Source organism: Pseudomonas migulae, assembly GCF_024169315.1.
Lineage (GTDB): Bacteria > Pseudomonadota > Gammaproteobacteria > Pseudomonadales > Pseudomonadaceae > Aquipseudomonas > Aquipseudomonas migulae_B.
Genome location: NZ_JALJWR010000001.1, coordinates 986,139 through 1,006,542, shown reverse-complemented (window position 1 = coordinate 1,006,542; position 20,404 = coordinate 986,139). Strand labels below are relative to the sequence as shown.

Annotated in this window: 28 protein-coding genes; 1 reads left to right on the top strand and 27 read right to left on the bottom strand. The window is 49.5% G+C overall.

Translation table 11 applies throughout. The features are described 5' to 3' along the window. Positions 1-11 precede the first annotated feature (11 nt). The 4 genes from J2Y86_RS04610 to J2Y86_RS04595 all read right to left on the bottom strand — a co-directional run bounded on the left by J2Y86_RS04610 (position 12) and on the right by J2Y86_RS04595 (position 2,594). Positions 12-467 (bottom strand): hypothetical protein, encoded by a 456-nt coding sequence (locus J2Y86_RS04610; RefSeq protein ID WP_253428546.1) that lies wholly within the window; start codon positions 465-467, stop codon positions 12-14. 2 nt (positions 468-469) lie between these two features. Continuing rightward, positions 470-1,432, bottom strand: coding sequence for a hypothetical protein (locus tag J2Y86_RS04605; RefSeq protein WP_253428544.1), 963 nt, complete (start codon positions 1,430-1,432; stop codon positions 470-472). Positions 1,433-1,524: 92 nt separating this feature from the next. Further along, positions 1,525-2,010, bottom strand: coding sequence for a hypothetical protein (locus tag J2Y86_RS04600; RefSeq protein ID WP_253428542.1), 486 nt, complete (start codon positions 2,008-2,010; stop codon positions 1,525-1,527). Beyond that, entirely contained in the window at positions 2,007-2,594 is a 588-nt protein-coding gene (locus tag J2Y86_RS04595; protein ID WP_253428539.1) for a hypothetical protein, read from the bottom strand. Before J2Y86_RS04595 ends, J2Y86_RS04600 begins: the two co-directional genes overlap by 4 nt. A 128-nt stretch (positions 2,595-2,722) precedes the next feature. On the opposite strand from J2Y86_RS04595, the gene J2Y86_RS04590 reads away from it, so the two are divergent. Beyond that, positions 2,723-3,082, top strand: a complete 360-nt coding sequence (locus J2Y86_RS04590; protein WP_253428538.1) for a hypothetical protein — start codon at positions 2,723-2,725, stop codon at positions 3,080-3,082. A 106-nt stretch (positions 3,083-3,188) separates the two neighbouring features. Here J2Y86_RS04590 and J2Y86_RS04585 read toward each other — a convergent pair whose 3' ends face one another. The 23 genes from J2Y86_RS04585 to J2Y86_RS04475 form a co-directional block, all read right to left on the bottom strand. Further along, positions 3,189-3,392: a hypothetical protein gene (locus J2Y86_RS04585; protein ID WP_253428535.1), complete on the bottom strand. Its 204-nt coding sequence runs from the start codon at positions 3,390-3,392 to the stop codon at positions 3,189-3,191. A 44-nt stretch (positions 3,393-3,436) separates the two neighbouring features. Beyond that, positions 3,437-4,387: a GCN5 family acetyltransferase gene (locus J2Y86_RS04580; protein WP_253428533.1), complete on the bottom strand. Its 951-nt coding sequence runs from the start codon at positions 4,385-4,387 to the stop codon at positions 3,437-3,439. 20 nt (positions 4,388-4,407) lie between these two features. Continuing rightward, entirely contained in the window at positions 4,408-4,893 is a 486-nt protein-coding gene (locus J2Y86_RS04575; RefSeq protein WP_253428531.1) for a hypothetical protein, read from the bottom strand. A 111-nt stretch (positions 4,894-5,004) separates the two neighbouring features. After that, positions 5,005-5,400: a M15 family metallopeptidase gene (locus tag J2Y86_RS04570; RefSeq protein WP_253428529.1), complete on the bottom strand. Its 396-nt coding sequence runs from the start codon at positions 5,398-5,400 to the stop codon at positions 5,005-5,007. 1 nt (position 5,401) lies between these two features. Next, the gene (locus J2Y86_RS04565) at positions 5,402-5,752 is read right to left on the bottom strand and encodes a hypothetical protein (protein WP_253428526.1); all 351 of its coding nucleotides are present in this window, start codon (positions 5,750-5,752) and stop codon (positions 5,402-5,404) included. After that, complete coding sequence (locus tag J2Y86_RS04560) at positions 5,752-6,273, bottom strand: hypothetical protein (protein ID WP_253428524.1); 522 nt, start codon at positions 6,271-6,273, stop codon at positions 5,752-5,754. Before J2Y86_RS04560 ends, J2Y86_RS04565 begins: the two co-directional genes overlap by 1 nt. A gap of 48 nt (positions 6,274-6,321) precedes the next feature. After that, a complete protein-coding gene (locus J2Y86_RS04555; protein ID WP_253428522.1) occupies positions 6,322-7,434 on the bottom strand; it encodes a phage major capsid protein in 1,113 nt (370 codons plus the stop codon). A 20-nt stretch (positions 7,435-7,454) separates the two neighbouring features. Further along, entirely contained in the window at positions 7,455-8,465 is a 1,011-nt protein-coding gene (locus J2Y86_RS04550; RefSeq protein WP_253428520.1) for an HK97 family phage prohead protease, read from the bottom strand. Between the two features lie 77 nt (positions 8,466-8,542). Then, the gene (locus J2Y86_RS04545; protein WP_253428518.1) at positions 8,543-10,528 is read right to left on the bottom strand and encodes a phage portal protein; all 1,986 of its coding nucleotides are present in this window, start codon (positions 10,526-10,528) and stop codon (positions 8,543-8,545) included. A 120-nt stretch (positions 10,529-10,648) separates the two neighbouring features. After that, complete coding sequence (locus J2Y86_RS04540) at positions 10,649-11,056, bottom strand: phage tail assembly chaperone (protein WP_253428516.1); 408 nt, start codon at positions 11,054-11,056, stop codon at positions 10,649-10,651. A gap of 14 nt (positions 11,057-11,070) precedes the next feature. Continuing rightward, positions 11,071-12,780: a hypothetical protein gene (locus tag J2Y86_RS04535; protein ID WP_253428514.1), complete on the bottom strand. Its 1,710-nt coding sequence runs from the start codon at positions 12,778-12,780 to the stop codon at positions 11,071-11,073. Between the two features lie 74 nt (positions 12,781-12,854). Next, on the bottom strand, positions 12,855-13,244 hold the full coding sequence (locus tag J2Y86_RS04530) for a hypothetical protein (RefSeq protein ID WP_253428512.1): 390 nt from the start codon (positions 13,242-13,244) through the stop codon (positions 12,855-12,857). A 57-nt stretch (positions 13,245-13,301) separates the two neighbouring features. After that, positions 13,302-14,849 carry a phage terminase large subunit gene (gene terL / locus J2Y86_RS30255; protein WP_253428509.1) on the bottom strand — a complete coding sequence of 516 codons (1,548 nt, stop codon included), beginning with the start codon at positions 14,847-14,849 and terminating at the stop codon, positions 13,302-13,304. Continuing rightward, positions 14,850-15,224: a hypothetical protein gene (locus J2Y86_RS04520; protein WP_253428508.1), complete on the bottom strand. Its 375-nt coding sequence runs from the start codon at positions 15,222-15,224 to the stop codon at positions 14,850-14,852. It lies immediately after the preceding gene. A 39-nt stretch (positions 15,225-15,263) separates the two neighbouring features. Then, the gene (locus tag J2Y86_RS04515; protein WP_253428506.1) at positions 15,264-15,773 is read right to left on the bottom strand and encodes a hypothetical protein; all 510 of its coding nucleotides are present in this window, start codon (positions 15,771-15,773) and stop codon (positions 15,264-15,266) included. A gap of 186 nt (positions 15,774-15,959) precedes the next feature. Further along, a complete protein-coding gene (locus J2Y86_RS04510; protein WP_253428504.1) occupies positions 15,960-16,154 on the bottom strand; it encodes a hypothetical protein in 195 nt (64 codons plus the stop codon). Further along, the gene (locus J2Y86_RS04505) at positions 16,151-16,486 is read right to left on the bottom strand and encodes a hypothetical protein (RefSeq protein ID WP_253428502.1); all 336 of its coding nucleotides are present in this window, start codon (positions 16,484-16,486) and stop codon (positions 16,151-16,153) included. Before J2Y86_RS04505 ends, J2Y86_RS04510 begins: the two co-directional genes overlap by 4 nt. An 86-nt stretch (positions 16,487-16,572) precedes the next feature. Continuing rightward, the gene (locus J2Y86_RS04500) at positions 16,573-16,899 is read right to left on the bottom strand and encodes a hypothetical protein (RefSeq protein WP_253428500.1); all 327 of its coding nucleotides are present in this window, start codon (positions 16,897-16,899) and stop codon (positions 16,573-16,575) included. Positions 16,900-16,943: 44 nt separating this feature from the next. Then, positions 16,944-17,375: a hypothetical protein gene (locus J2Y86_RS04495; protein ID WP_253428497.1), complete on the bottom strand. Its 432-nt coding sequence runs from the start codon at positions 17,373-17,375 to the stop codon at positions 16,944-16,946. After that, the gene (locus tag J2Y86_RS04490; protein WP_253428495.1) at positions 17,372-17,728 is read right to left on the bottom strand and encodes a hypothetical protein; all 357 of its coding nucleotides are present in this window, start codon (positions 17,726-17,728) and stop codon (positions 17,372-17,374) included. The genes J2Y86_RS04495 and J2Y86_RS04490 overlap by 4 nt, the downstream gene beginning before the upstream one ends. 323 nt (positions 17,729-18,051) lie before the next feature. Continuing rightward, positions 18,052-18,600: a hypothetical protein gene (locus J2Y86_RS04485; protein ID WP_253428493.1), complete on the bottom strand. Its 549-nt coding sequence runs from the start codon at positions 18,598-18,600 to the stop codon at positions 18,052-18,054. Between the two features lie 110 nt (positions 18,601-18,710). Next, complete coding sequence (locus tag J2Y86_RS04480) at positions 18,711-19,103, bottom strand: hypothetical protein (protein ID WP_253428491.1); 393 nt, start codon at positions 19,101-19,103, stop codon at positions 18,711-18,713. Between the two features lie 70 nt (positions 19,104-19,173). After that, entirely contained in the window at positions 19,174-20,352 is a 1,179-nt protein-coding gene (locus J2Y86_RS04475; protein WP_253428489.1) for an RNA ligase, read from the bottom strand. Positions 20,353-20,404: the final 52 nt, after the last annotated feature.

Genomic DNA, 20,404 nt, shown 5'->3' with positions numbered 1-20,404 from the left:
CAAATCTGGTCTTAGCGAGTCATAGGCTGCAATTGCTTTTTTTTTGCAATGGTTGGCCCATCGTCAGTGAGCTGGAAAATCTTCCGACATAAAGCATCAAATTCAGTTGGGTAGAACTGAGACAGGCGAACTGCGATAGGTCGATCAATTTTCGGTGCTACGGAACACATGACTAATTGCTCGATGCATCTTCGAGTCGACTCATGGATACCATTGGTATCACCAACGAACTCTCTTATGATTTTCGCTTTGTCTTCTTCGCTACCTGCTACAGCAGCGATAGCAGTGTTCAGGAGCTTGTCTGAGTGCTTAGTTTCTTGCATGCGGCAAATTTCGGTATGCGTCATACCGCGAACGATCCAGATTGGCTTATCCTCCCCAAAGAATTGCTGAAGAGACGGAAGATGAAGCTCAGCCGTAGCATTCTCCATCTTCGCCTTATTAAACGCTGTAACGTCAAAACCCATGATCAGACCTCCACGTTTATGGAGGATTTTTCCGGGGAAATCGTAAAATCAGCTTCAACTTTAGCGCCCGGTGGGAACTTCCTTGAGCAGCCCAAAATCCCTTGTTCCAGTATGTAGTTCATGGTGTACCGGTCAGGATAAAAGCGAAACCAAATTTTCTGCCCGCGCAGTTTGATTAGCGGATCTGAAATTCCGTCATTTAGAAAAGCTTTGAAGCTAGCTCCATTCAGAGATTTTGACGTTGTACCCACGGTGCCGCCGTAATGCTGGGATGATGAAACCGAAAAAGACTCCTCACTTGGCTGGTAATCAGATGCGAGATCCACATCCGCGAAGATTGGCTCTGCATATGACGCAAAGACTTTTTTAGGCTTTCCACCGACATGAATTAGCTTCAAATCTGAAACAAAACTAACAGTGCCGTTGGAAGAGTCAACGCTGTAAACCGGAGAAGTTGCAACTTCCCGATTCAAACCAGGGCTTTGCTTTATTTCAGTGTCTTTTACTGGTGCAGCAGCAGTTGAGTTCAGTTCAATTTGGCCTACTTCAATAGAGTCAACTGGGATAAATGCAGGTCCACCGGCAGCGCCTCTGATGTCGGATCTAGCAGGCCCTGACAAGCCCGCAACGATTTCATAAACACCAGCAGCGTTAATCGTTACGGAAGCCGTAATACAAGTACCGCCAGAAGCCCGTGTAACGGTCAGTTCAGATGCTGGAACGACAATTTTAACCCCAGCGAGGTTGGCTGTAGAGGCAGTTACTTTGACCTTGTTCGAGCCAGTACCGACAGAGATCTGCCCGCCAGTCAGCATGCCATTGGGCATTACGACAGGTGCAAAGCCCGTTGCACCAGAAAACTGATCAGCCTGAGATTGAAACGTTTTGTTATCGCCGGAATTATCCAATTCACTCATTGGAAACGAATTTTGACCCGACTCGTATTGCAGTAACTGATTATCCATAAAGCGAAGCTTCCTTGATTTCGATTAGTACAGCTTTAATTCTCGTATTATAAAACGCATTCAATTGAAAGTACATATTAAAGCGTAAAGTATCAACGTAAAAGAGTGAAGGGATAACGCGCATCTACTCTATAGCGAACGGCAAGAGTGATTACACTTCCACAGTACGCAGACCTTTCGTCACCTATAGCTGGAATAGCGCTGCGAACAGTCACACTCTCCACGAGTCCACCAAGCTTTGTGCTTATGCGTTCTGGATGTGCAGGGTCTCGGTGGAGGGCGATCTTGACATCGCTTGAGAGCAGATTGGCCTTGTCGTTCAACGGCATCTCTCCGTGCCTGTCATAGAACTCAACCATTAGCTCCATCTCACGCAGCTCTACGAATCCTGTGGATTCGAGCAGTTGATCGCCGCTAGACCAATAGTTGATCGCAGGCATATCTTTGCCGCTAAAGGGCTGAAGGCCAGCTCGAACGACACGGATTTCGTCAGTGAAGAATCCTTTTGCTTTGCTGATTTGCCTCAGGCGACGTTCGATTTCATCGAGAATTTGGGTTTCTACAGGTACGTTGGTCATTCGAGTTTCAGTCCTTTGAGTCTTGAAAGTAGTGTTGGGATTTCTTTTGTAGCGGTTTCCTCAAAGCCAAGCCGGGCAGGGATTTTCACTTCCTTAACCAACCAAAACATTGCCTTGCCGTTCTGAATCACGGCGAATTTGGCTTTGCCAGTGTTCTTGATTCGAACAATGTATCCGCCAGCAGAGAACACATCTCTGGCAGACCGGCGCATGACTCCAGCGCCGGTCTGGTTAGCTTTGGAGGGGATGTTGAGATACGGGCCACCTGGAAGGCCTCGGTAAGCGCGCTTGGCCCTGATGACGCCGCCGTGTTCGTGAATGGCAGCGTAGGGGGAGGTCGTAAACGTGCTGGAGCCGATGTCACCGAGGGATGTACCGAAGCTGCTGAATTTCCAGGATCGCCCCAGCTCGCCGGTACGGGCGTTGAGTGGGCCATTCATGGAACGCTGCGCCATCTGTCTCTGAACGCTCATGGCGGTATCAGCAAAGATCTTTTTTGCGCTCAAAGCAGCTTCGCCGGGGAGCTGATTAATGAATTTTAATGCTTCGGTTAAGCCAATGAGTTTGATTGTTTCGTTCGCCATATTTCCTGCTCTAAATATTTTCTTAGTTTAATGAATATTTTCTTGAATATATACGGTTAAATGCGCGGCGAGCGTAAATAAATGGTTTTGTATGTTATAATTAATTATAATTAATGGAGAAAGAAGTCATGTGGAATTTAAAGGCAAAAATGCAAGCATATAAATCAAGAAAAGAGTTTATAGAGAAAAACGCCGGTCAGAAATTTGTTGTTGGGTTTTACGAACTGAGCGACAAAGGCGGCGGTGCGTTTGTTCGTCGTAAACGCATTAGCGGCAGGATTTACGCTGAGGGCAACATGCGTTCACCAGTTTGGATTTTCGTCATGAAAGAGGACAACGGCAGAGCCACTGCCCGCATTGCAGGAACACGACTGAAGGTCATGAACTCAATCGAGAAAATGAAGCAGTTGCTACGCGAGAACGGCATGCTCATAGAACAAGATATTGTTTGTAATTCCAGGGAAGAAACTAACAGTGTTGCTGCCTGATCGATCCAACCTGCCTGGGGGCAGAAAGCGGCCAGGGTTACCCGCCTTGAGTCCGCTGGTCCCCTTCAGCGGTAGCTGGCCAGCGATCTTACTCCTACATCGCAGCTCAAACCTTCCCACCAAATTCAAAGCGCCTGCTTTTTCCGAATTCAGCAGAAATGCGTAAGCACTCGGCAGCGGAGCGCTCGTTCAAAGCCTTGCGCTCTTCATCGCTGAGGCCTCTCAGGATTTCGATCTTCCGCGCACCGTCATCCTGCTTTTTCGCAATCAGCTCAGAAATGCTCAAGGATTCACCTGGGAGAATCTGCACGCCGCACCTCCTGCATCTGGAAACCAAGACACTAGCACCATGCCCTATATTTCGTCCGACTGGTAGGTCAGTCGCCTAGTGGTAAGACGCTCCGTGTCGCCCTTGATTTCGATGATGGCGTTGTTCTTCGAGTTGATGAATGCACCAGCAAAAATCGGGTGGAACTTGTCATGTGTGAACTCGATTTTCTCCAAGGCCAGATCGGCGATGGTCCCAGCGAGATAATCAGGTAGCCGAATTTGCTCGTTGTAGTCATGCACCCCATCCATCCCAGGCAGCGCAAAAATGAAATTTGGCAGGTTCGGGTCAAAAGGCTTGTCATGGGTGGTGCGAAGCAGCTGGAAGTAAACATATCCAAGATCAAACGCCAGCTGGTTGTAACGCTCGAAAATCGCGTCTCGGTCACTTATCCAGCGGATGTGTTTCGGGGATTTGATCAAATCGAGATGTGCAAAAACTCCAGCTGCCAAGGCTGCCGTGATGTGAACCTGGCGTGCCAAACCTGAACTGAAGTTTTTCTTCTTCATATCCTTGGCGAATTCGGCGAGAGCGGCGTCAACTCGCTTGTAATATTCTGCGTTGACTGGAGCGTTCGCTGCCCACATCGCGATCAGGTTGCGCATGTCGGGTATGAAATCAGTCATGTTCTCGTCAGAAATGTAGTGACGAAGAAGCTTGGAGTCGCGAGCAACAACATGGGTGATGCTGAAGCAGACAGGGCAGTTCAGGTACTGGATCAACCCCTCCGAAGCAGTCCGCGTGGACTTGATGTCACTAGGTGCAACGGCTGCTATGTACTCGCAGATAGCGGCATCTGTGTCGTGCTGGAGGTTGATTACGAACGAGAGGGTGTCGTTGGCTTTCTTGTTGTTGCCAATTGCATAGTCGGAGTACACGTTCCACGCCGCGCCCGATGGAATATCCCTGAACCAAGCGTCCATGTCTTTCGCGATGGTGCGGTATGAATCATTGAGAAGCTGCAAGAGCTGATACATCACGTCTCCATGTCTACGGCTTAGCTCGGTCGGGAAGGAGTCCTGGCCTGATCTACGGCTGCGCGCCATTCAATCAGAAGAGGAATCAGGGAAGTTAGAGTCAGACTTTCAGGCCCACAGATAGCGGCCAGTGTGTTCGACAGCTCGTAACCGTTCGAAGGCGCAACCTCGGCGATGTTATCGTAGGTACGTTGGCCGTTTTTCGGCACGATCCCGGCGTTCACCCACTCTGATTCATGCTTCCACCAGTTTGCTGCGGAGTTGATCAAATTGATGGATGAGATATTGGATGAGTGAGTAGGGCCGAGAGCGAATGCTGTGACTCTATCGATGCCGGTGAAGAGCAGGGTGTCTGTCAGGTACTGCTGGATGGCAACGAAGCCGACACCAATGAAGTACTCGCCTTTGTCGCACAGCCCCTCTGAATCTGGATCTGCGGAAGCAGAGATGAGTCGATGGATTTCGGACAGCTTTGTGTCGAGAATATCCAGTAGCTCAGTCAGCATGCCAAGCTCGGCGTCCGCAAATTCTTTCCCGAATCGTAGAAACAATTTAGATCCCTCTGAACGTGAGCAAAGCAAGTTTTGGATGCTACGGTCGAGGCAGCATCCTGTCCATCAAATGCCTTTCAGCTCGAAATGGACCAGATCCAAAAACTTCTCGTCTTTCGAGCTTCCATTCCCGTTCCAATCGCCACCCCAGCGAATCTTGATTCCCATCGATTCGGCGGTTTCCAGAACCACTTTGGCCAGCCGGTGAAAGCCAGGCGTGTCGCTCCAATCCAACGGATACGGTGCAATATCGACGGCGAGGGAGGGCAAAGAATTATGCTTCCCCTGAGGCCACTTCAGCTTCGATTTCCCTTCACGAAACGCCTTATCCTGGACCTCCTGTCCGCGATGACCTTCGATCACAAGAATGTCTGTGAGCTTGATCACTTCGTTCATCAATGCTTGGAGCTGTGGGTGACACGTGCTCAGCCTATCCTGACTTACTTTTGAAAATTGCGGCATTTTAGCTTCCCTGCGGTCTGTTAATCGGCGCCGGTCCTGGCACCTTGGTTGTCTCTTGCATTTCACTTAGCGCGTACCGGCCAACGAAACCAAAAATCGCTAGCAAACCTGAGATGATCAGCGCACCAGTAATTTTCTCGAACATGCGTTTTCTGCGCTCACGGCGCTCCCGCATTTCCTCCGCCATTTCGCGGATCAACGGGGCATACGGCAACAGCTCATCAAGCGCTTTATGGTGTGCAGAATGCTTCTCCTCCCAATCAGCCTGCCGACTCCCGAGGACCTCCCCCAGCTCCAGCGCAAGCAGTTTGTAATCAATTGGCCCTTGAGCCCGTTCAGGTGTCTCAAACATCACCAGCCCCCCTTTGCAAAATTGCGGTAGGGAGCGAGCAGGCGAACGACTTCCTTCAGAAGTGCGAGCTGGCCGCTGTACTCAACAGTGCCGCCAGGATCGGTAACGGAGGTCGAGCCGATATGGTCGCTGCGCTGAAATTCATGGCAAACCTGCAACACGGCTGCACGCTTAACATCAGGCGGAAGCTCATCGAAGCCGCCCTTATAGGTGATCTTGTAGACACCATCCATGTGATCCCGAAATACAATTCGATCACCCCGGATACGCCAGTTTAAAGCCTGACTTTTTCCATCAACTGAGACTGCTTTAATGGTGCTAACTGGCAGCGCCTTCAGGGGGATCTCTCGGCCCTCGAAATACTCTGATTCGACGTACTCATCGAGCAGGAAAAAGCGCTGGCAGTGATTCTCGATTGCCGCCGAAACTTGTTCCAAAATCGTAGGTAGGACAGGGTATTTATCAGCACCGCTTTTTTCTAAACGCAGCAGTGGTTTAACGTCTTCGTATTCAACAATCATGGTGCTTCATCCTTGAAGAAACCCCGGCTCGGTGGCCGGGGCTGTCCGTCACTTAATCTTCACTGGCACGAATGCTTCTGGCATCGTTACACCAGCGGCGTGGCGCGCCTTCAACAGGAAGCCAGCGGTGTCAGAGGTGTCGTAGTTACCCCCGGTCAGACGCTTAACAGCCATGCCTTCGCGGTCGTAGACTTCAAAGTGCTTGAGGTCACCGATAACGATTGGGAATTTCCCAGTTGCGATATCGTCCAGATCTTCGGCGGTGACGATGCGGATACCGTCGAAGTAGCTGATCTCTCCTTGGGTGGTGAGCAGCTTGCGGCCATCTGCGTCGCGCAACGAATCCAGGAACGCTTCGGTTTGGCTGTTGCACAGCATCACGGCGCGTCTGCGGTATTGCTTACGCAGCTTGTAGAAGGCCTTCTTGATCAACGCGATTGCATCCGCATGGGTTGCGCCCAGTTGACCAACTTCAGCGGATGTAACGGCATTAGCTTTAGTTTCTACGGAAACTACACCCATTGGCTCACCGGTGCCGGTGCCGATGGCAAAGGCGCGTCCTTCCTCTTCAGCAAGGGATTCGGAGAAGAGGTCGATCAGCTTTGAAACGAGGTCATACGCGCTGTCGCTCAGGCTGTCGTTTGGAATTACAACCAGCGATTTTGCGGTATGCACGTCGAGTGTCTGAGCGCCTGCGTGCAATTCTTCCTCAGTTGGAGTCACGTTGCCGTAGCCTGTTTTTGGGCGCGACAGGGACGGCAGATAAACACGGTTACGGCCAGTTTTTCCTACAGAACAGAGGGTGCGGATTTCGTTGAGTGTGTAAGCCTTGGTTTTGATTTCCTTCGACATGTCAGCAGGCAAAAACACAGCGCCTTCTTCATCCGTCGCTCCCGACAGGGTACGCAGTTCAGCGATGTCACCAACGCGAGCAAACTGAACGAATGCAGCAGCGCGTTTTTCTACGTCAGGATCGTTCGCTGCGGACTGAAGACCACCTGGGCGATTCAGTTTCACGGTCACGTCTTCGATAGCATTTCGCAGCTCTTCGATTTCTTTTTTCAGAGCAGCGGTCTGATCAGTGTTGTCTTTGCCACGAGCACGTAGCTCAGCTTCGGCATTCTGGATGGATGCCAGCAGTTCCTTCAATTGTTCTTCCATGATGTGAATATCTCGTAATGTTAATTAGTGGTTAAATTTTTAAGCGATACACTCAAGCTCTCAATGAGCGAGCGTGTTTCAATCGAAAGCTCGGGGGCTTTCTTCTTAACCGGAAGTGCGGGCGAGATAACTGCTGCGGCTTTGGTTAGTTCTTTGGCAACAAGTTGCCGGACCTCATCGTCGCCAATGAGTTTTGGATCGACTTCGGCTGGCACGATGCCACGGCGAAGTGATCGAATTTCTTCAAGTGTCAACCTTGAGGTTTGTGTGAATTCTTCAACTGTTTGCTCGCCAAGCATGGCCTGGACGGCTTTTGACAGGTCGTTAGCATCAGGAGCGCCACGTAACCCAGGCTCGGCCTCATACAGCTTGTTGAGCCATTCAAGGTAGGCAGTACGGCATTCATCGAAGGCAGCACCGGTAGCTTCGACTATCTCCTCGGGCAATCTGAGCTGCCAGGAAATATCTTCAAGCGTTTGGAGTAAGGCATGTCGCAGGCGATTGCCTCGTGAATACAGCTCGTTCAGGTCAATCGTTTCAGAGAAGCTGGTTGCCCGAGTCGAATCAGATTCAGAGCGTACGGAGTCGATTGTTGCTGTCTCGTTAGCTTCGAAATTGACTGGGGAAATCTCAGATAGTGCGACCTCAGTGTATTCTTTGACGCCTGCCGCGTTGAAAGCCGATTTGATCCCACGGAAGCCAAAGCTCATCGTGTCAATCGCACCATCAAGCATCAGTTGATAAGCCTCTTTGCCACGCTCTGTCGCAAGCGAAAGCTGAGCTTCGAAGTAGACACCTTTGTCATCTTCACGGATTTCGGTCACTACCCCAATTGGCATCGCTTCAAAGTCGTGATTCCAAAGCAGCTTGATCTTCGAGCCGCGCTCAGACAGGGTTTTCTTGAAAGAGCCGCGTTTGAAAGTGGTGTTATAAGAATCGATGCTGGCCCATGTGACAATATAGCCCGAGAATTTCCCAGGCGTCTCACTGTCAGCACGGACCTCTTGTGGTAAAAAACTTCTAACTTCCATGTTCATACTCTAAGTATTTCTCTCAATCTTTGAGATATTGGTTAATTGTAATTTATACATATTAAAACGTAAAGTAATTATTCAGAAAAAGATAAAGAACAACGGCAATTAACCCGGTCTTTCGTCGTTGTCGAAGAATCCAAAGGCCATCTCGGCGATCCGCCGTAATGCGCACTAAATCTGGCATCGATATCCCGCTTTTCCCCAGCTCTGGCAGCATGCCCATCACGAGCACCACCGCTGGTGTTCCAAATCTTTTTCTTCGCTCCGACTTCCTCTGCGCTAGCAATTTGGCCGAGCGAGCTGACAGCCCCTGTGAGGGTTCGAGCTATTCTCAGTGCCCGATCAGGGCTGAAGTGGCCACCACGAGTCAGCCGATCCTTGAGCTGTTGCACCGTTTCGTTCTCTTTTCTCGAATCGGTAATCAAGGCTGTGAGGATTTCGAACGAGCTGGTGTTGAGGAAGCCCAGTTCAATTTCAATAACTTGTTCGGCAGCTAGAAGGGTGGCAACACGTGTAGCAACGTTGCTGTCGTCACGGAACTGAATTGGCAACGAACGCCTTTCTTTTTTGGCAACAACAACGGCATTACCTGCGTCTATGGCAGCCTCGGTTGCAAGCTTACGAATACCGTCGATGTGTGCCTCGGAGATGGCGAGCAGTTGATCCTCCAGGCCGTCGATGGATTCGTTGTCATCAAGCAGGCCAAACACTAAATCACGCTGCTCATCGAGCATGGAACCGAAGGCTGGCTTTAGGTGCTTTTGGGCGACTTCTTCCCTGCGCTCAAGCTCTTTGTCGAGGCTTCGTAGTTCAGTAGGCATCAGCATCCAGTTCTGCTCGCCGCGCTTCTCCAGCCGCACCAGGGAGCGATCTTCGTTAGCCGTATCCGATGACGCTGCGCGGCCACCGAAAGGCTTGTCCCAGTTTTCGTACTGTGCGATCCCGAGTTCGTATCGTTCATTGATAATGGACACAGGTATGCCCATTTTGAAAAGCTTGCCTGCGCGATCCAGCTTGGCGTCCTGGCTGTCGCTCAGAGCATCGATGCCGGAGAGGTCGGGGCCAATGTAGTAACCCTCGCTCAGCTCATCGTGAAGCGAATTGTTAAACGCCTCGATGAGCTTGTTCAGCAAAGGCAGCACGGTGTTGATCCAGAATATCCGCTTGGCCTCAGCGTAATTGTTATAGCTGCTCGATTCCATCGCACCGGCAAGTTGGGATGGCACGCCGAAGATGGCGAGAATTTCGTCCCTGTTCCAACGGCGTGAAGCAAGAAAATCCATTTCTGCCGCCGTCAGACCCAGCCGGGTGATCGTCGTTTCTCCAGACAACACCAGCGGCTTTCCAGCGTTCGCAGAGCCCCTGAATTTCGACATTATCGATTTGATTACGCTTTGACGCTGGGCATCAGTCACATCGCCTTTTACGCTTATTGCGATGTCGGGATTGCCACGGTTTTGCAGCAGTGATTTGTTCCAATTCTGCATGCCAGAATCCAGATCAACCGCACGTGATGCAGCCATCAGAGGAGAAAGGCCGAGCAGGGGATTCGAAGGGTTTTGAATGGGGCAAATGCGTATCACGCTTTCACGGGTGTAGTCGATGGAAACAGATCTGCCACCGTTGATCTGGATTTCGTAACCACCGAGTAGAAAGCTGTTATCTGCCGATGCAATGGGGGCAATGCGGTCAGGGCTGATTGGCCACAATTCGCGGGTCTGATTGCGTGCGCCCGAAACTTTTCGAAGGTAGGACATGCCAGTCAGCAGCGACCAACTGGCCATCAGACTCATCAGGTCGGCGCGGGAAAAGTCAGGATGCGGCTTGCCGAACAGCTTCGTCAGCGGGTGATTCCACTCAATCTTGCCGCTGGGGTTGTAAACGACGATTGGGACACTTGAAATGGCGTCGGAAATCATCTTAATGGCGAGATACACCCAGCCACTCGCTTTTAGGCCTTCAGAAGTTGTTTTCTGGACAGTCCAGTTCGTCCACTCTGCCTGCTTCATTGCGCTCAAGTAGCTTTGTGACTGCGCCAAGTTTCTCTGCTCGAAATCCATTCGAATGCCTTATTCCATTATTTCTCCTGCATTTTGCGCGTTGTTACGTGAAAAGTAGGAAAGAGTTAGTATCTATATGTTGTACATTTTAAATATGAGCGCCATTTAAACGCAATGTATTTATTGAAACATGAACTTGTTGTCTGGATATTTTACGTTTTCTGGTAGATCGTACAGTTCAGGGCAGTTACGCAAAGCTTCTCTGTACTCAGCAAGTTTCAGGCGTCCTGAAGTCACATTTTGCCCAAGTATTTGCTTATCATTGAGAATCTTCTCGTAATTGTCAGCATCTCTGAGCAGACCATCCCGCTTAGTGCGTACTGGTGCCCAGTCAGCCGCCTTCCTTTTGATAATTCGGCTGAACAGCATCTGCGGCTCGATTAACTCGTAATTGAACTCATTCATGATGCCGTGCCTCATATTTTCGGCCTCAACATCTGTTACTTCGACAGAACGAAACTTGTCAGATCTTGTTTCAGAGATATAAAGAACTTGTAAGTCCTGGTTAACAATTGCGTATTGCGGCATATGATCCTCCATGATCACTGAACTTTTATAAAAGACTTGGCGCCCGACTGAGCGGGGATGTTCGGCATTCGCCACTTTTCCATCTCATTGAGCACAACTGAATGAAGCTTTAACTCGCGATTATTCGATCCGTTGGTCAGTGACAAGGTGCCGTTTGAGCGAGGGTGAAACTGAACGGTTTTGTACGCAGCTGAATAGTTTTGGTCGGTAAGCAACTGCATCGGCTCGAAGCTGATGAAATTCGAAGTTTTGAAGACTGCGCCGCTCTCGGTCGAAAGCAGGATGGAGTTACCAATTTGCCGAGCTGAAGCGAAGACTTGGGGCAGGGTGATCTGCTGGGAATAGCCCAGATCAAAATCATGAACAGCCGCCCTGGTGAGGTTGGTTAGGTAAACCTTGTTCTCAATGCAGAACACTTTTTCCGTCGCAACAAGGCCGATGTAGCTTATCGACGCGTTGTCTAGTGAGGCTTTATCCAAGCCATTCGCGATGAAAAGCTGTGCTCCGGCGCTCAGGCAGAATTTGCCGGAATCTGTGCGAGAGATACCGTTAGGAATGTCGTAAAGGAATGGAGCCCAAGGGGCAGCATCTGTAACGAGCACCCATACAAGACCATCAGCCGATGTATAGACCTTGCCGCCCAAAAATGCGAAGAAGGCCGCTCCGTCGTGATAAAGGCTGCCAGAGTTAATGTCCTCGCTGCCCGTGCTGAGCAGGACCATCCTGCTGAAATTCACAAGGTCATCAGTGACAGCGATTTCGAATTTGTAATCGCCATACGTGCCGAATTTATTGCTCAGAAATACATGCCGAGTGCCGCTGTGAGCGTATCCAGAGATGAATTCACCCACCGATGGATCTCCAGATACTGCTGGATAGGCGGAAAGGTTAGAAAAGATGCTCAACTCGCGCTGTGTGAACGTGGTCATATCCGCCGACATTGTGTTGAGCGCAAGGGATCGCGGCGAGAGGAAATTCAGAGCGCCAGGTGTTTCGATGAGCAACGTGTTGAGTTGAGCTGCCCATGCTTGCTCCGGAGCAATCGCTGAGCCCTGAAAATTCGTATACCAGATCGAGCCAGCGGGCACTTTCTCTAGATGTTCGCTTCCTGACAGTGCTGGATACCAGTTCATTTCGAACAGCGTTCCATCACAGGGGAGCCATGGAAATTCCTGGTCTTTCACGAACTGACTGATTTGACCTGCGACGAATCCTGAGCCACCACCGCCTCCGCCAGAGATAGGACCAGCATTCAGGAAAGAGCCATCACTCATTTCGAAAACTAGGTCGCCGGATGCCTGGATGCCAGCCCCAATCACGGAGATGCCGTTCGAGCCATTGGCGCCGTCTTGCCCCTTCACGTTTCCTAGTGGAAGTGTCGCTCCATCAGACAAGGCAACAATTAGCTGTCCGTCAGTAATCGATATATTGGCAATGCCTTTGCCATTGGCACCATCGCGACCGTCGCGTCCCGGTAGTCCCGGACCACCCTGCGGGCCGATGGCCCCAGCAGGAAGGTATCCAGCGGATAGTTGCCTTCCGTCCGTGAGCTTGAAGATGAGGTTTTTAGCTTCATTCACGAAGATCTCATCAACGCCCACACCAGCAGCGCCGGAGTCTCCTTTTTTGCCCGCGACGACGAGCACATTGCCAATCGATACCGCCATTTCCTGTGTTTTTTCTATTACTGAAACGCTATCCATGCCTTCAACCTGCTGGTCCAATTCGCCCGTCCAGGGCGGTTAAATTTGTCTTCAAACCCAACTGCTTTTTTGTCTTCAAAACTCACTCATTGCGCTCAAACAGTGACATCAGCCACCACTTCAACTCGGTCCTTCCAGTCGCTCGGAGGAGGGGCCAGCGTGGTTGTTGCCAACCCGAACGGCGTGTCCTCCAGCAATTGGATATCCCAGTAGTACTTGCCGGGCTCCAGGGTGGCTGTTTTGGTTGAAGACAAAGAAAGAATGCAGATCCCGGCCTCCAGGTTGTCGAGAGGGCCAGAGCCGACCGGGTGAACCAACTGGAGCGTCGGTAGGGCCTGATCGATGTCTGACATCATAGAAAATGTGATCGTCGAACCAGCAAGAAATGGGACGGGTACAGGGCTGCCGGAGCTGTCCGTGCCTGTGCGGCTTACGGCAATTTGCTTGGTGTCCCCTCGTCGGAAGGTGCTTATGTATTTCGACATTACGTTCTCTCTAGAATATTTGCGTATTATGATGTTATTACACGGTAATGTAAATAATCAAAAGTCATCGTCGAAGTCGTCATAACCGTCGTCATCTGGCAGCTCGATCACAAGGTTCTGTTCGAACGTGGTGGCCTTGCGGGTCCATTTCAAAAACTGGCTAAGCGCGTCCACTTGGTCATCGTGCTTCGCGAGAGGAAAATTGGTTAATTCCTGCTCAAAATCGTAGAGCCATGTCGCCTTTTCGGGCAGAAGTATCAGTCCTGCCTCAAGCAGTGGCGCCTCAGTAATCATCCGGATGACCTTGGAAACCCCACCCGGCTCCATCTTGATCACTGGCATCCCATCTTCACGCATGTTTTGGATGAGCGAAATACCACTGGCTTTGTCTTCCACGAGGGCAGCCACTGGCTTGTGAAGCTCACAGAGTGCGTACGCTGTCCGCTTCAGATTTGGATACGTAACACGCTTTCTCCATACATCTAGTAGATACCAGCGCTTGCGGAATTTACCGAGCACCAAGGCTACTGAAGGGTCGTTTATCTCTGCCTCTTTTTGCGCGGTATCAAAGGATATGACGATCTGATCGAACTCAGCAGGTTCCTCCGTGTAACGTTGAAACCAACCTAGTTCGATTACTCCACCATTCTCAGGAGTAGGGCGCTGCTGGTACTGACCGGAGAACACGTAGCCATTGGCATCACGCATCCGGATCAACTCTTCTACCGTGTGCTTAAACGGCCACAGGGCGACTAGCGTTCCGTCTTCGCACTCCCGCAGGGCCGGAAGCTCCAGGTGCTCCCATTTCTCGCCTGTAGCTCCTCCCAGCAGGAAACCGGTGGTGTCCTCTTCGTGAAGACGCTGCATTACAACGATGATCGGGGTTTTCCGGCTGTTTACGCGGCTCCCTACGGTATTGACCATCCTGCCGTTGATCGTCTTTCTAAGAGCAGCAGACTCGGCGTCAGCGGGCTTGATTGGGTCATCGACAATGATTGCTCCGTAGAATTTGCCGTCTTCTGCCTCGGTATCCAGCCATTCCAGCTCAATACCAAGAGCCTTCAGTTCCTCCAGGTGAGACTTGTCCTCGTCGGCTCCATCGGATTCTGCGGAGGTTGATCCAGCACCGAAGCCTGTAACCGCACCGCCCGAGGAGGTGGCATACACACCGCCACCGGCTGTCGTGTACCACTTTTTCTTAGATTTGGCGTCGTCCTTGAGCTGAACCTCAGGCCAAAGCTCCTTGAATTCATCTGAGAGGATTATCTCCTTCACTTTCGAGCTGTTATCGAGGGCAAGCTCATCCGAATAACTCAAATGAATGAACTTGGCTCTTGGGTTGCAAGCAATCGACCACGCCATAAACATAATTACGATCAATTCTGTCTTGCCGTAGCGGGGCGGCATGTTAACAATAAGGCGTGTGATATCTGAGACGGTACAACGCATGAGATAAGACACGATCTCATGGTGATGCTCCGCCACTATGAATTTCTTGCCTTCTCTTTTCTTGAAGAAATAACGAACAAAGAAGAGAAAGTCGGTTTCGCATTTGTATTTTGCAATGGCCCGAGCAGAGGCAGTAGCGGCAGCCGAGGCAGACACTTAATACTCCTTCTCAAAGGCTCTGCTAATGGCTGCTATTTGACGATCCGTAAGCTCGACAGTACCTTCTGTCTTAATGGCCTCTCCATTTTCACCAGTAAGCTCGGTCTTATTTGTTTCTTTCCATCCAGCTTGCGTCTTCAAATAGAAGAAAATTGACGCAGGGTGACCTGACATTACTTTCTTATAGAGCTGCCCAGCAGCCATACCGATGGCGATATTCTTGCCGTTGTCGTAATCCTCTTGGCAGTGCCGCTGGAGAGTGCGCACGTTTAGCTTCAAAGCTGATGCAATTTGCGCCCAAGTTAGGCCATATCCTGCCAGCTCTGCAACAAGCGCCCTTTGATCTGCTGTAATTTGTACCGGTAAAGTCATTATCAACTCCGTCGTCCTTGACTTGTTGATAATTATAAATTACTCGCTGATAAAGTTATAGCAATTTAAGAGCTTTTCATTCTTCGCAAGAATGCTACGGATCATTTGTGCAAATTCTGCGACGTTCAGGTTATGTTGGGGGTCAACAATGTCTCCGTTGCCTTCGTCGATGCAGAAATAGCGAACACCCAGCGAAAGGAAGCAGTAAGCTTTGAAAACATATTTATGTTCGATCTGGTTGCAAGATCCGCACTCCGAACACTCCACATCATCCTCAAAATACACATGAGGCTGACCGCCTGGAAATCCAATACGGAACTCAAAGGCAAAGCCTTCGAATGGGACAAAGACATTACAGGCCCCGTACATACCAATGTTCTTCTGAATCCATACCCTGTCTAAAGTTAGTTCATAGCACTCAAGTGGAGGCTTAAGCTTGTAATCGAATGGCACAAAGTCGAACGTCAACTCAGAATGCATGTGTCGTTCAAATTTGAATTCATGCACGCCATCAAAGATATCGGGAAACAGCTCGGCAATCTCGTCCATCTTTTTCTCCCATGAATAGACGGCAGAAAATAGCAATGATTGGAAGTTTGTCAACTGCCTATTTGGCAACAAAGAAAAGTGTAAGAGTGAAGTTGTAACAATGAGAAAAGTGTAACTATGAGATTTTGTATTGATGACAAAAACAGCAAACCCCGGCTATCGCCAGGGAAGGTGGCCAGCGGGGTCTTATGCTTTGATCTGGTGTTCTACGCTTTTGATCTCTGAATCAGAGACGCCGTGATCGCGAGCTTTTGTGCAGAGATCAATCGCGAGCTTCATGAACTGAGGATTCTTGGATTCGTATGCAGAGTAGAGAATGTCAGCCAAACGGGATGCAAATTGATTCTCGCGGAAATCGTGGAAGTTGATAATGTTGCTCATGCTGCGACTCCAGCGGTCTTGAGGCCAGGCATGACAATGGCTTCAAGGTAGCCCAGAAAGCGTGTGTTGAGCCTGTCACGGGCATCCAGCGGGTCGTTGATGCGAGATTTGGACTCTTCAGGAATCCAGGTATAGACGCCGATCAGGGAGAAATCGAGATTGAGCTTGATCGTCGTTGTGATGTTGAATTTCCGAGTGTTGAATATCAGGGCGTAGTGAGTCTCGTACTTTGCAAAGCGACTGTCTTTCAACATTTCGCTATGATTTAGGCGAAACTTCTCGACGAGTTTTGAGAGAATCAGTTCAGCACTAACGCGAATTGAGTGTTCCATCGACTTTTCCTTATTATTATCTGTCTTTGTACTTACAGTATAACATACTTAAACAGATAATAACGTAGATCAGTCAATATATCGCATTATTTCTTGACTATTTTCACAAACTTCTGAGTTCGTTCATCGATGCAGTCATTGAATGCATTGAGCAAGTACTCTTGGCGGTATTTGTACCCTTTGCCGCTGTACTTGTCTGCCTTCTGCATTTCATCAGCAAACTCATCGTGCCGTGCGATCCGCTGCTGAATGGCCAGGAATTCACCCCGGTCATACAAATTGAACGTCAGCTGAGCGACCTCCAGGCGTGCGTCACAGAACGAGACGTTTGACTGAATGTATGGGTCTACGGATGTCTCTAGGGCCTGTGCAGCCAGCGGGAGAGCGAGGAGTAGGGGGAGCAATAGCTTCATGGTGTTTCATCCTTTGTTATTATTTTTTTGGATTTGCTTCGGTGCTACTTGGTCGGGCTCTTATAGAGATGCAGACGGCCCGTGTCGTTGCGCATGCGCTTCTTGGTGCCGTTTGGGAAGGTGATGGTGGTCCAGTAGCCTTTGATCTCTGCACGGCAGCCGTACTCGATTCGGAAGTCCCTAAAGTCGTTGTACTTTCGTTTACCCTCAACCCACTCGACGCAGCAGTCTTCTCTGACTTCGTGATGATCGGCCACGCGAAGATGCGCCTGAAGCCCTCGAACAGCCTTGGGATCAGCCTCAACCCCAGGCAGCTCAATAAGCCCAAACGTAGCCAGGACGCGCTCAGGATCAAACAGATCAGCTTTGACATTACCTGTGATGGGGTTGCGCTCAAAATCTACGGGCGTGCAGAAGTGCTCAATCAAATAGACGGGTAGCTGCTTATGCTTGATGTCTTCTGCACGCACGTTCATTCGTGGAAGCCTACCTGATTTAGGAATTCGCGATGGAAAGGTGTATCGCCAATGACATCCAAGATAGACATCAAATCTACAGCCACCCGGTTGTATACGAACTCAACCGTTCTGTCGTTCATATGGCGTTTTTGCGTAATGGTATGGAACATCGTCACGAGATACTCGGTTTTCGTCGGCTTGACTACTCGCTGGGAAATGTCGCCGTTTGTGTATTTGATTTCGATGCGAACCTTTTCGATCAGTTCGCCTATATCTCTGGTGAATGCATAAGTGCAAACTGCGTACAGATCAGGATTCTTCTCAAGCTCCGCGCCATTGAAGTCCGTATATATCTTGAGGTTTTTTAGCATTTCTTGTTTGCGCCAATAAAGATTCGGTGACTACTTACATTATATCGAACTTAATTGATAAAAACAATTGACATGTTCGCAATTATTGGCTAGCAATTGGTGCTCAATGAGTTCAGGGCCAAAGTTGATGCATTCAACATAATTAAGAAAGTATTTTTGGCAACAACTCAAACAGTTGTCATCAAACACAAGCAGACGGACAAGAACCACACCCGGTGGCTGCTGGAGGGCTCCAGGCAGCGGGTGTGGACGCAAAGTGGTCCAGAGGGTGGGGGAAGGGCGGGTGTTGCTGGGAGGGGCTTTGGCCGCAAACGATGAGCTAATTAGCGTCCACCGATGATTCCTTTGGGTTCGGCTCCACCTGTTCCACCGAATCTGAACTCATTTGCGATCTCTTGATGAGCAGCTAAGGCGTATGTTTTTAAGCTGCTGAATGCGGCGCCTATCGATGCCAGCGGTAGGTTGTGTTGGCAAATATAAATCAAATACCCTAGCACAATACAGCACACATATTTGTGATTGCGATAATAAAAGGAGTCCATAGAGGACTGGTGAAGAACGTCCTCATCTACCTTATATCCAATCAATAACCCGTCAGAGTTCAGGTATAAATATATGTCGGATTCGATGTGGTTGATCTCATCATCCACGTGAACCAGTAGAGATGAGCACTTAATAACGTCGTTTAGATATTGCATATCCGAAGTTTCAGTCTTACGGTGTCGAATTTTTACGCTGTCAGCATAAATGTCTGAGCATGCAGAGAGGCAAAGCACATTCATTTCATTGCCTTCAAACTCAGTGGTTATGCCGTCACGGTCGAACATGGTAAGACTTGTATGCTCAATCGGCTCTATATATTTTTTACGCATTTGGTTCACCATAGGCCTGCTTGATAAACTCAAGTGCGAACGACTCCAGCTCAGAGCTTGTCGTTTCGCGATTGAACAAAGTTAGATTTGAGTATTCAATAAAGTCTTTATTAAGCATTTTCGTTCCTTCCTTCTTGGGCTGTAAGATATTGCTTTGCTTCCTCTACTGATTCCTGATGCACATACATTTCTGCGAACGCATACAATTGTTGTAGGGTGGTATTACCAGACGGGGTGACATCTATGAGTAAACGAGCCATGCCGTCAAGAAATATGAATTTACCTGATATTTCCTCATGATCAATGCTGCATTCAATTAGCAAGCAGTGCTCGGGATAACTTTGAATGACGCTCTCACGCACTAGACTAAAAATTTCCGGCTCTCTGATATTTAAATCCTTGTAATATAGCCAAACTGACCCAAAACGCTTCAGATAGAGGGACCACTCTTTTTCGGTACAGGAGGTTGATTCGGTCTCTGTTTGCTCAATACTGCTTACCATTTTTCGCTTCCGAGTTGATGTATTTACAGTATAACCAACCTTAACAGATTTGTCATTAATACACGGTAAACTAAATATCTAAATTTTGATGACATTCGTCCGCCAAGGCGCCGTTACCCAGGTTTCGGAAACCAAAATCCTGCTTGAGACGACTGCGGGAGTACCACTCGATGAGAGTTACCTCTTTGCCCTGGTAACGCTGCATAGCTAAACCGAACAGCGGGTGTCCATTGTTGGCAATCGCAAAGCCTTTTCGGCAGAGGTGGCGTCCCTTTTCGTAGATCTCATCAACCTCATCCATCACGGCTGCCAAGATGTTTTTGAGGCGAGACTCGACCTCGTTGACACCGCTAAGATCGATCCCAACTTCTACCAGAGCGCCTTTTACGTCGTCCAACTCCTCATTCAAGGCAAGGCGTGCGATGTCCCGCTCCCTCATCATTGAGACGTTATTGTGCAGTCGCTGATACCAAGGGCACTTGAGCTTCACCATGTCGCCATTCTTGAACTGGACCACATATCCCTCCTGGCCCTGCATGCGATCCAGAGACACCAGAGCGCGTGACAGCGATATATCGTCGTACCTGGCAACTATTGGCACATTGAAGCGTTCAATGAGCGCGTGAATGGAGTGGCCTGGATCAAGCATGACGTATTGACCCGACGTGTTATCTCTAACGTGCAACAAACGCAGAGCAGGGCGATCCTGCGCGACAACAATTTGGGCGTATGGATGCGTGATCTCGAAGATCGCTGTCATCCCGTTGCTGGCAACCTCCTGAGCGAAAGATTTGATGTGCTCATTCTCAGGCTGCTCAAGGAAAGAAATCGTCAGCAATACCACCTCCGAATCGAACGATTTCTTTGAGCGCCAATGCAGGGCTCCTTCTACCCAGGCTGTCGCGATCATGCTGCCGTCCAGCTTCTCAAAAATCGCCGCAATGTCGTCCCGCCCGACCAGCATGTTTTGGGTAAGCCATTGCTTCTCACCTATGTTGAAGAACTTATGCAGTGGTCTAGAGATGATCAGACCGTTGCGGTCAAACGCGATTCCACGGCATTCAAGTGCCTCCGCAGAATCGAAGGTGTTTGAGTCCATAAACATGTAGCAGGCGACTGTTACGCCGTTGGGTTGAGCCAAGAAGCGAATTTCTTTTTTAGCAGCTACAGACGGCTGAATATCTGAGATGTTGTTAACGTGTTTGAATTCTGTAATTCCGAAAGCCTGATTGAATTTTGGTTCTGACATTATGGGCGCTCTTAATATTGTTCTCTCACATATTATAACCACATATATATGA